Origin of the sequence: Mesorhizobium sp. Cs1299R1N1, assembly GCF_037179655.1 — a bacterium.
Lineage (GTDB): Bacteria > Pseudomonadota > Alphaproteobacteria > Rhizobiales > Rhizobiaceae > Mesorhizobium > Mesorhizobium salmacidum.
The window spans coordinates 375,183-389,543 of sequence record NZ_JAPYKR010000004.1; the positions used below are offsets into that span (position 1 = coordinate 375,183).

General features: G+C 63.5%; 12 protein-coding genes. 6 read left to right on the forward strand and 6 right to left on the reverse strand.

What is annotated here, in order from left to right; genetic code table 11:
* Positions 1–90: 90 nt before the first annotated feature.
* A complete protein-coding gene (gene cpaB, locus O7A70_RS11675) occupies positions 91–1,014 on the reverse strand; it encodes a Flp pilus assembly protein CpaB (RefSeq protein WP_337140502.1) in 924 nt (307 codons plus the stop codon).
* A 237-nt stretch (positions 1,015–1,251) separates the two neighbouring features.
* Here cpaB and parE point away from each other — a divergent pair, with 237 nt between their 5' ends.
* Together parE and O7A70_RS11685 are read left to right on the forward strand one after the other, a co-directional pair.
* A complete protein-coding gene (gene parE, locus O7A70_RS11680) occupies positions 1,252–3,309 on the forward strand; it encodes a DNA topoisomerase IV subunit B (protein WP_337140503.1) in 2,058 nt (685 codons plus the stop codon).
* A 44-nt stretch (positions 3,310–3,353) separates the two neighbouring features.
* Entirely contained in the window at positions 3,354–5,423 is a 2,070-nt protein-coding gene (locus O7A70_RS11685) for an FUSC family protein (RefSeq protein WP_337140504.1), read from the forward strand.
* Here O7A70_RS11685 and O7A70_RS11690 read toward each other — a convergent pair.
* The gene (locus O7A70_RS11690; RefSeq protein ID WP_337140505.1) at positions 5,420–6,541 is read right to left on the reverse strand and encodes a DUF2336 domain-containing protein; all 1,122 of its coding nucleotides are present in this window, start codon (positions 6,539–6,541) and stop codon (positions 5,420–5,422) included. The genes O7A70_RS11685 and O7A70_RS11690 overlap by 4 nt on opposite strands.
* Before the next feature lie 149 nt (positions 6,542–6,690).
* Here O7A70_RS11690 and O7A70_RS11695 point away from each other — a divergent pair, with 149 nt between their 5' ends.
* Together O7A70_RS11695 and O7A70_RS11700 are read left to right on the forward strand one after the other, a co-directional pair.
* On the forward strand, positions 6,691–7,143 hold the full coding sequence (locus O7A70_RS11695) for a MaoC family dehydratase (RefSeq protein WP_258593949.1): 453 nt from the start codon (positions 6,691–6,693) through the stop codon (positions 7,141–7,143).
* Positions 7,143–8,024, forward strand: a complete 882-nt coding sequence (locus O7A70_RS11700; RefSeq protein WP_337140506.1) for an HpcH/HpaI aldolase/citrate lyase family protein — start codon at positions 7,143–7,145, stop codon at positions 8,022–8,024. The genes O7A70_RS11695 and O7A70_RS11700 overlap by 1 nt, the downstream gene beginning before the upstream one ends.
* A 3-nt stretch (positions 8,025–8,027) precedes the next feature.
* Here the strand turns inward: O7A70_RS11700 and O7A70_RS11705 are convergent, their stop codons facing one another.
* Both O7A70_RS11705 and O7A70_RS11710 read right to left on the reverse strand, forming a co-directional pair.
* Positions 8,028–8,636: a flavin reductase family protein gene (locus O7A70_RS11705; RefSeq protein WP_337140507.1), complete on the reverse strand. Its 609-nt coding sequence runs from the start codon at positions 8,634–8,636 to the stop codon at positions 8,028–8,030.
* Positions 8,637–9,221 carry a nitroreductase family protein gene (locus tag O7A70_RS11710; protein WP_337140508.1) on the reverse strand — a complete coding sequence of 195 codons (585 nt, stop codon included), beginning with the start codon at positions 9,219–9,221 and terminating at the stop codon, positions 8,637–8,639.
* Positions 9,222–9,374: 153 nt separating this feature from the next.
* On the opposite strand from O7A70_RS11710, the gene O7A70_RS11715 reads away from it, so the two are divergent.
* Positions 9,375–10,337, forward strand: coding sequence for a hypothetical protein (locus O7A70_RS11715; protein WP_337140509.1), 963 nt, complete (start codon positions 9,375–9,377; stop codon positions 10,335–10,337).
* Positions 10,338–10,340: 3 nt separating this feature from the next.
* On the opposite strand, the gene O7A70_RS11720 is transcribed toward O7A70_RS11715, so the two are convergent.
* A complete protein-coding gene (locus tag O7A70_RS11720; RefSeq protein ID WP_337140510.1) occupies positions 10,341–11,279 on the reverse strand; it encodes a lysophospholipid acyltransferase family protein in 939 nt (312 codons plus the stop codon).
* Positions 11,280–11,364: 85 nt separating this feature from the next.
* Entirely contained in the window at positions 11,365–13,341 is a 1,977-nt protein-coding gene (gene thrS, locus O7A70_RS11725; RefSeq protein ID WP_337140511.1) for a threonine--tRNA ligase, read from the reverse strand.
* 180 nt (positions 13,342–13,521) lie between these two features.
* On the opposite strand from thrS, the gene O7A70_RS11730 reads away from it, so the two are divergent.
* A complete protein-coding gene (locus tag O7A70_RS11730) occupies positions 13,522–14,358 on the forward strand; it encodes an SAM-dependent methyltransferase (protein WP_337140512.1) in 837 nt (278 codons plus the stop codon).
* The last annotated feature ends 3 nt before the right edge of the window (positions 14,359–14,361 follow it).

The window sequence follows — 14,361 nt, forward strand, 5'->3', positions numbered from 1 at the left end:
GGCCAAGGCGCGCGCGAAACGCGACAGATTCGTCATTCGATATAGGGTGTGCATCACCATGATCCCGTCCCGTCCGGTCCCCACCGGTCTTTACTTCTGGTCCCGCGAAGGGACCTGGTATTCCTCGGCCTGCGTGCCGCGCGTCACGATGACCGTCTTGAATTTCGGCTTCTCCGGCTCCTTGGCGATGGCATCGAACAAGGAGCCGGCGGCGGCCTGGGCATTGGAAGCCACGGATCCGCCGAAGGACGAGATGGTGGTGACGCCGTTCTTGCCGTCGCCGCCTTCGCTGGCGGAGCGCAGCGACAGCGACAGCGTGCCTACCGTGCGGGCAAGCGCCACTTTCTGTGCGCCTTCGGTCGTCACCTCGAGGGTCACGGAATTGGCCACCTGCGGGGTCGTCTGGCGCTCGTCGGCGCCCTGCCCGACGCTCAGCACCTTGGCGTCCGCAACGACGATCTCCGAGGTGATGGTCGAGCCGGCCGCGCCTTGAGCGTTCTTGGCGACTTCCTGGATTTCGCCGGCATCGCGGGTCAGAACGACATCGACCCGGTCGCCCGGCGTGACGAAGCCACCGACGCCGGCGATCTCGTCGGTGCGGATGGTGACCGCCCGCATTCCGGGTGTCAGCATATTGGACAGCGTCGCGCGGCCGTTCGGTCCCGACAGCTTGGTGAGCAGCAACGGCTCGTTGACCTCGATCGGCGACAGCACGACCCGGCCGCCTTCGCCAAGCAATCCATCGATGGTGGCAAAGGCGCCCTGCGGCAGGGACTCCTGCGGCCACGGGATTTCGCTGAGCTTGGAGCGGTCGAGCTCCATGCCATATCGCAACGGCGCATTGGCCACCACGATGGTCTTGAACTCTATTTTGGGTGCTGGAGCGGAGATCGACGCCGTTTTCTCCTGGGCATCGGCCTTGGCCTGGCTCTTGACCCAGAAATCCGCAGCAAAGATCGAGATCGCGCCGAAAACGGCGGCGATGCCGATCATCGTTATGGCCTTGCCCCTCACGCCGAAACCCCTGATGCCCGTCGTTTCTTGTTATGTTGGGCTCACGCTAGTCCGCATTGGTAAAGAATCGGGAATCTTGTGCGGTGGCATTCGACCGATTTCCGCCTGCTTGGTTATCGAATGGTTTTAAGGTAAGAGGGGTTAAATCCCCGAACGTAACAGGAACCTGCGTCGCCTGGCGCCAAAAAGCGTGGCAGTATCGACGAGTGATTCGCAGCACCGGACCCTATGGTTGGCATGGACGACAACAACGATCTCTTCGGCAATCTGGGCAAGCAGCAGCAACCGGTTCGCACGCCGGCGCGCCCGGCCGACCCGCTGGTGCAAGCGGCCGCCAGGCGCCCGGCCGCGGCCAAGGATGGCAGCGAGGGTTACAGCGCGGCCGACATCGAGGTGCTCGAAGGCCTGGAGCCGGTGCGCCGGCGGCCGGGCATGTATATCGGCGGCACAGATGACAAGGCGATGCACCATCTGTTCGCCGAGGTCATCGACAATTCGATGGACGAAGCGGTTGCCGGCCACGCCACCTTCATCGATGTCGAGCTTTCAGCCGACGGTTATCTCACTGTCACCGACAATGGCCGCGGCATCCCGGTTGATCCACATCCGAAATTCAAGAAGCCCGCGCTCGAAGTGATCATGACGACGCTGCATTCGGGCGGCAAGTTCGATTCCAAGGTCTATGAGACATCAGGTGGCCTGCACGGCGTCGGCGTTTCCGTCGTCAACGCCCTGTCGGATCATCTCGAAGTCGAAGTCGCGCGCGGCCGCCAGCTTTATCGCCAACGCTTTTCACGTGGCATTCCGGTAAGCGGTCTGGAGCACCTGGGCGAGGTGCACAACCGCCGCGGCACCAGGACGCGTTTCCACCCCGACGAGCAGATTTTCGGCAAGGGCGCGGCATTCGAGCCGGCGCGTCTCTACCGTATGACGCGTTCGAAGGCCTATCTGTTCGGCGGCGTCGAAATCCGCTGGACCTGCGATCCCTCCCTGATCAAGGAAAAGGATCAGACACCGACCAAGGCGGAATTCCATTTCCCCGGCGGCCTCAAGGATTATCTGAAAGCGTCGCTCGGCGACGAATTCCAGGTGACGCGCGAAATCTTCGCCGGCAAGAGCGACAAGCAAGGCGGCCATGGCTCGCTCGAATGGGCGGTGACCTGGTTTGGCGGCGACGGCTTCATCAATTCCTACTGCAACACCATCCCGACCGGTGAAGGCGGCACCCACGAGGCCGGCTTCCGCAACGTGCTGACGCGCGGCCTGCGCGCCTATGCCGACCTGGTCGGCAACAAACGCGCGTCGATCGTCACCTCGGAAGACGTCATGATCTCGGCCGCCGGCATGCTGTCGGTGTTCATCCGCGAGCCGGAATTCGTTGGCCAGACCAAGGACAGGCTGGCGACGATCGAAGCGATACGCATCGTCGAGACCGCGATCCGTGACCCGTTCGACCATTGGCTGGCCGACAATCCGCAGGAAGCCTCGAAGCTGCTCGACTGGGTGATCGCGCGCGCCGATGAGCGGGTGCGCCGCCGCCAGGAAAAAGAGGTGTCGCGCAAGAGCGCTGTGCGCAAGCTGCGCTTGCCGGGCAAACTCGCCGATTGCACGCAGAACGCGGCGGCAGGTGCCGAACTCTTCATCGTCGAAGGCGATTCCGCGGGCGGCTCGGCAAAGCAGGCGCGCGATCGCGCCAGCCAGGCCGTCTTGCCGCTGCGTGGAAAAATCCTCAACGTCGCCAGCGCCGGCAATGACAAGCTGGCCGCCAACCAGCAGATATCGGACCTGATCCAGGCGCTCGGCTGCGGCACGCGGTCAAAGTACCGTGACGAGGATTTGCGCTACGACCGCGTGATCATCATGACCGACGCCGACGTCGACGGCGCCCACATCGCTTCGCTGCTGATCACCTTTTTCTACCAGGAGATGCCGGCGCTGGTGCGCGGCGGCCATCTCTACCTGGCGGTGCCGCCGCTTTACTCGATCAGGCAAGGCGGCAAGGTCGCCTACGCCCGCGACGACGCGCACAAGGACGAGCTTCTGCGCACCGAATTCACCGGCCGCGGCAAGGTCGAGCTCGGCCGCTTCAAGGGCCTGGGCGAGATGATGGCTGCGCAGCTCAAGGAAACCACCATGGACCCGAGAAAGCGCACGTTGCTCAGGGTCGATGTGAACGAAATCGATTCTGCCACCAAGGACAGGGTCGATGAGCTGATGGGCACCAAGCCCGAAGCTCGCTTCCGCTTCATCCAGGAACGCGCCGAATTCGCCGAGACGGAAGTGCTGGATATCTAGCCGCTGGCGAATTTAGCTTGCGTTCCTGACATGGAGACCAGCATGTGACCTGGGCGCGGCTGAAAACCTATTTCGAGACGAGCCTGGCCGGGCTGACGCAACCGACGCGCTCCGACTGGATTTTCGCCCTGCGCACCGTTTCAGCCGGCATGATCGCGCTTCTCGTCGCCTATGCGCTGAAGCTCGACCATCCGCAATGGGCGATGATGACGGTGTTCATCGTCGCCCAGCCGGTTGCAGGCATGGTGCTGGCGAAAGGCTTCTATCGGCTGCTCGGCACGATTGCCGGGGGTATCGCGGCAATCGGCATCACCACGGCGTTCGGCACCGGCCCCTGGATTCTGGTGACGGTGCTTGCCGTCTGGATCGGCATTTGCACCTTCATCTCGTCGCTGCTGCGCAATCCCGAAGCCTATGGCGCCGCCCTTGCCGGCTACACCGCCATGATCATCGGCCTGCCCGCTTTCGGACAGCCGCACCTCGTTGTCGACCTTGCCGTCGCACGCTGCGCCGAGATCGTGCTCGGCATTGTCTGCGCCGGCCTCACCAGCCGGCTGATCCTGCCAAAACTGGCCAGCGACGCCATTATCTCGCGGCTGAAACGCTGCATTCTCGACCTCGCCACTTACGCCGGCGGTGCGTTCTCCGGCGGAGACCGGGCAACCCTCGTCGGCCTGCACCGGAAGCTTGTCGCCGACACCCAGACGCTTGGCGAGATGCGCGCCTATGCCAGGCTCGAAGCGGCGAGCTTCGCGCCGCGCGCGCATCCGGTGCGACGCACCATCGGACAGTTGCTCTCGGCCCTTTCGGCGGCGCGCGCGCTCTATTCGCATGCCGCTCCGAAAAACGCAGCCCTCATCCCGGTGCGCTCGGAGTTGCAAGCCCTTGTCAGCGAACTGGCAGCCAAGCCGGGAGCGCTGGACGACACCTCGCCCTGGTTGGCACGACTTGACGCGATCTCGATCAGAGCACGGCAAATGCCCGATGCTTCGACCGAACAGGGTGAGGACAGGGTCGGCACCATCACCCGCCTCACCATAGCGGCCGATTTCGCCGAGGCGCTGAAACAGGTGTTGCGCGGCCTCGACGCCTTGCGCGCGCCCGTCACCCGCCGACGAGGTCCCGGCAGCCGGCAGCCGGCCTTGGTGGTGCATCGCGACTATCCCGGCGCTGCGCGCAACGCCATCCGCGCGGCCCTTGCCACGCTGCTGGTCGCGGCTTTCTGGCTGACGACGAAGTGGTCGGAAGCGGCCGGCACCGTCATCCTCGTTGCCGTCGTGTCGAGCCTGTTTGCCGCTCGCCCCGACCCCGTGCAGGTATCCTGGGGTTTCTTCAAGGGAACGCTGCTCGCTTTGCCCTTTGCCTTTCTCGTCGGTCAGATCGCGCTTCCCGCTCTGCCCGGCTTCGGCTGGTTCATGCTGTTCGTCGTGCCCATCATGGTGCCGGCGGCACTCGCCATGGCCAATCCGCGCTATGTCGGGGTGGCGACGGCCTTCGCCATCAACTTCCTCGCCTTCCTCAGCCCGCACCAGGCAATGACCTATGATCCCGGCCCCTTCTTCGCCGGCTCGGCATCGATCCTGGTCGGCATCCTACTGGCAATCGGCGTCTTCATCGTCGTGTTGCCGGCGGACCCATGGCTGGCCGCCGACCGCATCGTGCGAGCCATGCGCGAGGATCTGGCGAGGCTTTGCCTGCATGAGCGCGTGCCGAGGCGTTCGGCCTTCGAGAGCCTCGCCTATGACCGGGTCAATCAGTTGATGCCGCTGGTGCAGAATTCCGGCAGGAAGGGTGAGGCGGTGCTGGGCGGCGGCGTCGCCTCCGTCACGGTCGGCCTGGAAATCCTGCGGCTGCGCACTGCCAGCCAAAACCATGCCATCCCATCGGAAACGACGCTTTCAATCGCTAACTTCCTGAGGGGATTGGCGCGCGAGCTGCTTTTCCGTGCCTCCGGCGATCCGCAAACAGCGACCATTGCCGTCGCCCGGCAGTACGCGGCAGGCATCGCCCAGCGAGACGCCACCGGCGACATGCTGCAAGTCGCGGCGTCCCTGCGCATTATCGCAGCGGCAATGGAGGATTTCCCGGATTTCTTCGCGAGGGATAAAACCTAGGCCGCGGCGATCGCCAGCGCATGGCCGCGTGCGTTCTCGCGCAGAGCATCAAGGTGGATCGACTTGACCAGGGCGGCGAGATCGCCTTCGGCGGATTGCCCGCCCAATTCCTTGAGCATCAGCCAGCTGGCTTCCTGAACACCGGCGACGCGCTTACCGTTGGCAACCTCGCGCCAGATCTTCAGCGCACGCAGGATGACCGCATGCGTGGCGGCAGCCAGGCCTGCGCTGCGGAACAGCGCCTGCAGGGCCACATCGTGCCCGCCGGCCAGCAGCGCCCTCACCCGTGCTTCGGACTGCTGGCTGAGCGCGACCAGCGCTGAGCCGAAGAAATCGACCTTGCCATGCGCGATGGTGCGGATCAGGAAGCTCGCGGTGAGATCGCCGCGCAGCCTGAGATGCTCGATCAGCGCCGCGTGCTCTTCCTGGCGCGTGCCTTCGATCAGCGTCACCGAGGCCTTGACGCAGGCGTCCCGCATGACGCGGTCGGCTCGCGCGGCTCCCATCAATGCCATGACCAGCGGCGATGTCTTCAATGTCTCGCCGAGCTTGACGAGCAGCATATGCCGGCAATCGGCAGGCAGGCGCGCGTCGGATATCAGCGCCTCGCGCACCAGAGGCAGATGGCCATGGCGTTCAGCCATGCGGCGGAAGCTGAGGGAGGCGATGTCGGCGCCGGTGTTGGCCAAAAGCACGGCGCAGGCCTCCGCCTCGCCGATCTCGGCGATGGCCGCCGCCAGCGCCATAGAGACGAACGGCCGGTCGGCGATCAGTTTCTGCGTTGCCCTCTGGCTCCCCGCCACACGGTTGATCAGATCGGCGTCGGTGAGCAGCGGCGAGCGCGCCAGCACGACACCGGCGACTTCCGGCTGGTCGGAGGCTAGCACGCTGATGATCTGCAGCGGCGCGTGGTGGCTCATCGACAGCGCCTCGGCCATCGCCAGCCGCACCTTTGACGAGGCGTCGTCGAGTAGCAGCGTCAGCGCCGCCTCGGCGGCGCAGCGGTCCTCGAACGGCAATTCGGAATTGACATAGGCCCGGGCCAGCGCACTGGCGGCGGCGGCGCGCTCCGACACCCTGGCCGTGCAAATCCATCTCAAAAAATGCGAAACAACCATGCCGCCTGCTTACGCCCCTTGCCAGAACGTTCCTGGCCCCGTGGTGACGGTAGGCAGAAATGGTTTACGAACGGTTCACCATGTTCATTAACTGGCTTGCGAGCCTGGAAAGCAGCGCCTATCAACCCTTTGCAGCAGAGGAGCAGGACATGGCCGGGCTTTATCTCCAGGAGTTCGTCGTCGGCCACGTCTTCCAGCACACGCTGCGCAAGACCGTTACCGAAAGCGACAACATGCTGTTCTCGGTGATGACGCTGAACCCGCAACCGCTGCATATCGACTTCGACTTCGCCGCCAAGAGCGAGTGGGGCAAGCCGCTGGTCAACTCGCTGTTCACGCTCGGCCTGATGATCGGCATCTCGGTCAACGACATCACCGTCGGCACCACTGTCGCCAATCTCGGCATGAAGGAAACCGTGTTTCCGCACCCGGTATTTCATGGCGACACCATCCGCGTCGAAACAACGGTGATTTCGGTGCGCGAATCCCGGTCGAAACCCGATCGCGGCATCGTCGAATTCGAGCATCGCGCCTATAATCAGCATGGCGACCTCGTCGCCAAATGCACGAGACAGGCGATGATGCTGAAGAAGGCGGCCTGATGCGTTCGCTGCTGTTCGTTCCCGGCGATTCCGAGCGGAAGCTCGAAAGGGGTTTTGGCGCCGGCGCTGACGTGGTCATTGTCGATCTCGAGGATTCCGTCGCGCCGCAGAACAAGGCGCCGGCGCGCGAGATCGCGGCGCGCTTCATCCTTGAACGCAAGGGGCAAACCAACTCGGCGATCTATGTCAGGGTCAACGATCTATCGACCGGACTGACGGATGACGATCTGGCTGCGCTCGTCGCAGCGAGGCCCGACGGCATCATGCTGCCCAAGTCGAACAGCGGCCAGGATGTGCAGCAACTTGCGGCCAAGCTCAGGGTCCGGGAGGCCGAGAACGATCTGCCCGACGGTTCGATAAAAATCCTGCCGATTATCACCGAAACGCCGGCGGGTGTGCTGGCGGCGGCGACCTATGCGGGGACAAGCGCGCGGCTTGCTGGTCTCACCTGGGGCGCGGAAGACCTGTCGGCCGCGATCGGCGTGCGTGCGGCCCGCGACGATCACGGCCGCTACACCGATCTCTTCCGTCACGCCCGCCTGACGACCATCCTCGCGGCGGGGGCTGCGGAGGTCGCCGCGATCGACACCGTGTTTCCGAATTTTCGCGACATGACGGCCTTCGCCGCGGAATGCGCCGAGGCCGAGCGTGACGGCTTCACCGGCAAGATGGCGATCCATCCCGATCAGGTGCCCGTTATCAACGCCGCATTCACGCCCTCGGCCGAGGCGGTGAGACAGTCGGCGGCCATCGTCGCGGCGTTCGAGGCAGCCGGAAATCCTGGCGTCGTCGGCATCGACGGCAAGATGTTCGACCGACCGCACCTGCGGCTGGCCGAACGCCTTCTGGCACGCGCGAGGGCGGCCGGGACATCCGTCTGACAGCTATTTTTTTTCCCAGCGCGGCCTGCGCATCGAAAAGACCTCGTTGACGCTGGCATAGTCCATGTAGCCCAGACGAGCTACATTGCCGGCCTTGGTGATGTCGAACAGGCCGTCTTTCAGGAAAGCATCGTCGATATGCACGCCGATCACCTCACCGGCAACGACGACGGCGCTCGTCGGCGATCCGTCCAGCGCCTTTGGGCGAAACACTTCCGTCACCCGGCATTCGAGCGCCGCGGGTGCCGCCGCCACACGCGGCGGCCTGACGAGACGCGAGGGCGCCATGGCGAGATCGGCATAGACGAACTCGTTAACGCCACGCGGCGCGTCGACGGACGTGTAATTCATCTTCTCAGCAAGGTCGCGGCCGACCAGATTGGCAACGAACTCGCCGCTTTCCACGGCGAAAGAGGCACTGTCCTTCTCGCCCTCGGAGGAGAACCAGACGATAAAGGGCCGCGTCGAGACCGCGTTGAAGAAAGAGTAGGGTGCGAGGTTGATCTCGCCGGCTTTGTTCAGCGTCGATATCCAGCCGATCGGACGCGGCGCCACGATGGCCTTTGAGGGGTCGTGCGGCAGTCCGTGCCCTTTGGATGGCTCGTAGAACATTCAGCCCGCCCAAGGCCCGGAATAGTCGGCATAGAGCTTTGCCGAATCCGGCCGTGGCCGCTCCGGCGCCGGACCGGCATAGGAACCCATGTGGATAAAACCGACAACGCGCTCCTGCGGCGCCAGTCCAAGAATCGCCCTGCCCTCCGGCACGTCGGAATACCAGTTGCTGATCATGTTCGTGCCATAGCCCAGCGCATTGGCCGCGATCATCAGGTTCATCGCCGCCATGCCTCCGGACAGGAACATCTCCCATTGCGGGATTTTTGGGTTCTCCCTGGGAATTGACACGACACCGATCACCAGCGGCGCGCGCGAGAACCGCGCCAGTTCCTGGTTGCGACGGCCCTCGGGCAGCGGACCTTCGCGCTGCTCGGCCAAGGCCGCCAGCTTTTTACCGATCTCGATGCGGGCTTCGCCGCGATAGAGGATGAAGCGCCAAGGTTCGAGCCGTCCATGGTCGGGCACGCGTGAGGCGGCGGCAATCATTGTCGCGATATCGGCGTCGCTGGGCGCCGGCTCCTTGAGGTCGGGGATAGGCGCTGAATTTCGGGTCAGCAGGAAGTCGATGATCGGCGACGCCATGGGCGCAAGTCTCCTGGCACTCTGTTTTGAGCTGAAGCGCACCATCGGGAATTCGGGCGGCTCGGGCAAAGGCGCGCTAGCGCCGGGCTGAAGAGTCACGCACCGGACTCTTAAGCCTTGAAATTGCCACCGCCATGGGCTTCAACGCAAGGTATGTTTGAGGGGCGACTGCGTCTTTTCCTGATCCGGCTCTGCGCCGCGCTGTTCCTGCTGCCGGTCTCCATGGCTGTCGCGCAGGAAAAGGACGGTGTCAGCGACCTGAAACTTCCCGGAATTTCGAGCTATGCGACGCCGAAGAGCGAGGCCCCACTGGCGCTTGGCGGCGGTGGCGCCATCACCCTGTCGGCCCAGTTGACCAACAAAGGCACCGACATCACCCGCGGCCTCGTCTGGCGTGTCTTCAAGCCCGAAGCCGTCAACGGCAAATTGCCGATGGTCGCCTCCGCGCATGGCGGCAGCGCCGTCTTCCAGCTCGAACCCGGCAGTTATCTGGTCCACGCCTCCTACGGTCGCGCCGGCGCCACCAAGCGCATCACCGTCGGCAAGGAAGCCAAGCGAGAAAGCCTGGTGCTTGATGCCGGCGGCCTGAAGCTCGACGCGGTTCTGTCCGGCGGCGTGCGCATTCCGCCGAAAAGACTGCGCTTTTCGATCTATGAGGGCACCGCCGACGCCAATGGCGATCGCGCCCTAGTCATTCCCGATGTCGAACCCAACAGCGTCGTGCGCCTCAATGCGGGCATCTACCACGTCGTCTCGACCTATGGCGCGGTCAACGCCGTCATCCGATCCGATATCCGTGTCGAGGCCGGCAAGCTGACCGAAGCCACCGTCGAGCATCACGCCGCCGAAATCACCATGAAGCTGGTGCGCGAGGCGGGTGGCGAAGCGATCGCCGACACCTCCTGGTCGCTGCTCAACGAATCCGGCGATCCGATCAAGGAAACCGTCGGCGCCTTCGCCTCGATGGTGCTTGCCGAAGGCGACTACACCATCATCGCCAAAAACCGTGACCGGATCTACCAGAAGGATTTCACGGTCGTTGGCGGGCAGAACCAGGAGATCGAGGTTCTCGCAACCGAAGCAGCGGCCATGGATCCGGAAGAAGGCGCGGACTAGCTTTCAGGCAGCCAGCTTGGTCCGCGCCGGAAGGAACTGGATGCGACGGCGCGGCAGGGCCGGAGCCAAGTCGAACACACCGCGGTAAAGTCGGTCGAGCAACGCCTTGCGGTCGCGCAACGGCTCCAGTTCGCTCCAGCTGAGTACATTGCCGACGCGCACCTCGATCGCCTTGCCGGACAGCCTCGCGAATTCACGGATGAGCAGCGAGGTACGCAAGGTCAGCGAGGCCTTGCCGACGAATTTGGCCACACGCCCGTCGCGCTCGGCCATGTTCATCGGACCGCTGACCAAATGGAAAAGCCTGCCGTTCTGGCCGGAGAAATGCATGGGAATGACCGACGCCTTGGCTTCCTGGACGAGACGGGCCGGAAACATCTTCCATGGCAGATCGCGCGCGCGGCCAAAACCCTTGGGCGCGGTGGCGACGCCGCCAGCCGGAAACACAACGATGGTGACGCCCTCCTTCAGCAGCCGCACCGCTTCATGGCGCACCGCCATGTTGTTCTTCACCGCGTCCTTGGTCTCGGAAAAATCGATGGGCAGCGAATAAGGCTCCATCTCGCGGATCCTGAGCAGATCCTTGTGGATCATCACTCGAAAAGGTCGCCCGAGTTGCTCTGCCAATGACAGCACGGCGATGCCGTCGCCGATGCCGAAGGGATGGTTGGCAACGATCACCAGCGGCGTGTCGGGCAATTGCGCTGGCGGCCATTGGTCCGGGGTTCGCACGCCCACATCGATGAGGTCCAGCATGCGGCTGAACACACGCTCACCGGTCGGCACAACCTGATGGCGCCAGAATTCATAGAGCGCGGCGAACCGGTCGCGACCCGAAAGGCCTTCCACCGAATGAATGAACCAGCGCGCCAGAGCCGGCTGGTGCGGATTGGCGTAAGAAAGCTCGGGGAACGGTCGTTCGCGCGATTTCAGCTTGAGCATAAGGGCTCGTTACAACGTTGCCGTGACAGGGATATGAAAACGGCGGTGGATCGCTCCACCGCCATTCGATCGAGAACACTTCGAATCAAGCAGCACGCTTGCGTCGGCGATCAGGTGTGATCGCTTCTTCGGTCAGCCGTTCGATTGCTTCGGCAAAGCCAAGCGATTCCTGGTCTCGCGAACCGAGCCGGCGGATATTGACCGTCTGCTCCTCCGCCTCGCGTTTGCCGCAGACGAGGATGACCGGAACCTTGGCCAGGCTGTGCTCCCGGACCTTGTAGTTGATCTTCTCGTTGCGCAGGTCGGCTTCCGCCAACAGCCCTGCGGCCTTCAGCTTCGCGACGACCTCGGTCGCGTAACTGTCGGCGTCCGAAGTGATCGTCGCAACCACCACCTGCAGCGGCGCGAACCACAGCGGGAAATGGCCGGAATAGTTCTCGATCAGGATGCCGAGGAAACGCTCCATCGAACCGCAGATCGCGCGGTGCACCATGACAGGCTGCTTCTTCTCCGAATCCGAGCCGATGTAGAATGCGCCAAAACGTTCCGGCAGGTTGAAGTCGACCTGCGTCGTGCCGCATTGCCATTCGCGGCCGATCGCATCCTTCAGCACATATTCGAACTTCGGCCCGTAGAAGGCGCCCTCCCCCGGGTTGATCGAGGTCTTGATACGGTTGCCGGAGCGCGTCCTGATCGTCTCCAGCACGCTGCCCATGATCGCCTCGGCATGATCCCAGGCCTCGTCGGTGCCGACACGCTTTTCCGGCCGCGTCGAAAGCTTGACGCTGATTTCGTCGAAACCGAAATCGGCATAGGTCGACAGGATCAGGTCATTGATGCGCAGACACTCGGAAGCCAGCTGTTCCTCGGTGCAGAAGATATGCGCATCGTCCTGCGTGAAGCCGCGCACGCGCATCAGCCCGTGCAGCGCGCCCGACGGTTCATAGCGATGCACATTGCCGAATTCCGCAAGCTTTACGGGCAGGTCGCGATAGGATTTCAGCCCATGCTTGAAAATCTGCACGTGACCGGGGCAGTTCATCGGCTTCAGCGCGAAGACGCGGTCATCGTCGGTTTCATCGCCTGCGACCGTCACCTTGAACATGGCGTCCCGGTACCAGCCCCAATGGCCCGATGTCTCCCACAGGCTCTTGTCGAGCACCTGGGGTGCATTGACCTCCTGATAGCCCTGTTCGTCGAGCCGGCGGCGCATGTAGTTGACCAGGTTCTGGAACATCTTCCAGCCCTTGGCGTGCCAGAAGACGACGCCCGGCCCCTCTTCCTGGAAATGGAACAGGTCCATTTCGCGGCCAAGCTTGCGGTGGTCGCGCTTCTCGGCCTCCTCCAGCATCATCTGGTAGGCTTCGAGCTGCGCCTGGTCGGCCCAGGCCGTGCCATAGATGCGCGTCAGCATCGGATTGTTCGAGTCGCCGCGCCAATAGGCGCCGGCCACCTTCATCAGCTTGAAGGCGTTGCCGATCTGCCCGGTCGAGGCCATATGCGGACCCCGGCAAAGATCGAACCAGTCGCCCTGCGCATAGATCTTGAGATCCTGATCCTCGGGAATGGCGTCGATCAGTTCGAGCTTGTAGCGCTCGCCCTTGTCGGCGAAGACCTTTTTTGCCCTGTCGCGCGACCAGACCTCTTTGGTGAACGGCTTATTGCGTGCGATGATCTCGCGCATCTTCTTCTCGATCACCGGGAAATCATCCGGGGTGAACGGCTCGTTGCGGGCAAAGTCGTAGTAGAATCCGTTCTCGATCACCGGCCCGATGGTCACCTGCGTTCCCGGCCATATCTCCTGAACGGCTTCCGCCAGCACGTGCGCGGTGTCATGACGGATGAGTTCCAGCGCACGCGGGTCTTCGCGGGTGATGATCTCGACCTTGCCGGATTTGCCCAGGGGATCACTGAGGTCGCGCACGGTGCCGTCGATGGCATAGGCCACGGCCTTCTTGGCCAGCGACTTCGAGATCGATTCGGCAAGCCCGGCGCCGGTCATCGCTGCGTCGTAGTCGCGCACCGAGCCGTCGGGAAATGTCAGGGAAACGGAATTCAGCATATGTATCTCCTATCCAGTCCCGCAAACGAGCGCGGGTGGTCGTGGGTAAAGCCGGATGCGTCCGGTAGCGGGCGGGTTTTAGAGGCAGCATTGCGTCAGGTAAAGAGCGGCAATTGGCGCAGCCGTCAGGAAATGTCGCGGACGCTTCGAAAATGCAGGACTTCAACTGGAATCATCAGCATGGAAAACGCCACACCCAGCAGAACCGCCCTTGGCGTCGCACGCATGAGGGCTCTCCATCAGTTTTCACCACAGGCAGGGCTGTTTCGCGATCCCTACGCGATCGCGATTCTGGGTGAAGCTGCTCCCACGGCACACGAGCTTGAGCAGGAGGACGAGCGCCGCCGCCGCATGCGCCTGTTCGTCACCGCGCGCGCCCGGTTCGCCGAGGACTGGCTGGCCGCGGCGGTCCGTCGCGACATCCGGCAGCTCGTCGTGCTTGGCGCCGGCCTCGATACGTTTTCACTGCGCAACCCCTATCCGGATCTCAGGGTGTTCGAAGTCGACCACCCAGCCACCCAAGCCTGGAAACGCAAATGCATTGCCGAAAGCGGGCTTGTCGAGCCGCCCGCCACCACATTCGTGGCGGTCGATTTCGAGCGGCAAAGCCTGTCCACGGAACTGACTGCGGCCGGTTTGCGATCGACCGAACCCAGCTTCTTCATCTGGCTCGGGGTCGTGCCCTACCTGACGCAGGAAGCGATTTTCGGAACACTGTCGTGGATTGCCGGCATGCCAGGTTCCGAGGTCGTGTTCGACTATAGCGAACCGGCTGAGAATCACGATGCGGCAGGACAGGCCGCCCTGGCCGTCCGTGCGGCGCGCGTCGCCTCTATCGGGGAACCGTGGATCAGCTTCTTCGTTCCCACCGAATTGGCGAAATCACTGAACGCGCTTGGGTTCGACGACATCGAGGATCTCGATAGCAGCGATATTGCCGCTCGCCTCACCGGGGCACCGAAGGGAACGGCGAGCAGTTCCGGCGGCCACATCATCCGTGCGCACCGAAGCGCTTGACCG

Coding starts and splice junctions, on each gene's coding strand:
- parE (WP_337140503.1), top strand. CDS start 1,252: ATGGACGACAACAACGATCTCTTCGGCAATCTGGGCAAGCAGCAGCAA.
- O7A70_RS11690 (WP_337140505.1), bottom strand. CDS start 6,541: ATGGTTGTTTCGCATTTTTTGAGATGGATTTGCACGGCCAGGGTGTCG.
- O7A70_RS11695 (WP_258593949.1), top strand. CDS start 6,691: ATGGCCGGGCTTTATCTCCAGGAGTTCGTCGTCGGCCACGTCTTCCAG.
- O7A70_RS11700 (WP_337140506.1), top strand. CDS start 7,143: ATGCGTTCGCTGCTGTTCGTTCCCGGCGATTCCGAGCGGAAGCTCGAA.
- O7A70_RS11705 (WP_337140507.1), bottom strand. CDS start 8,636: ATGTTCTACGAGCCATCCAAAGGGCACGGACTGCCGCACGACCCCTCA.
- O7A70_RS11710 (WP_337140508.1), bottom strand. CDS start 9,221: ATGGCGTCGCCGATCATCGACTTCCTGCTGACCCGAAATTCAGCGCCT.
- O7A70_RS11715 (WP_337140509.1), top strand. CDS start 9,375: ATGTTTGAGGGGCGACTGCGTCTTTTCCTGATCCGGCTCTGCGCCGCG.
- O7A70_RS11720 (WP_337140510.1), bottom strand. CDS start 11,279: ATGCTCAAGCTGAAATCGCGCGAACGACCGTTCCCCGAGCTTTCTTAC.
- thrS (WP_337140511.1), bottom strand. CDS start 13,341: ATGCTGAATTCCGTTTCCCTGACATTTCCCGACGGCTCGGTGCGCGAC.
- O7A70_RS11730 (WP_337140512.1), top strand. CDS start 13,522: ATGGAAAACGCCACACCCAGCAGAACCGCCCTTGGCGTCGCACGCATG.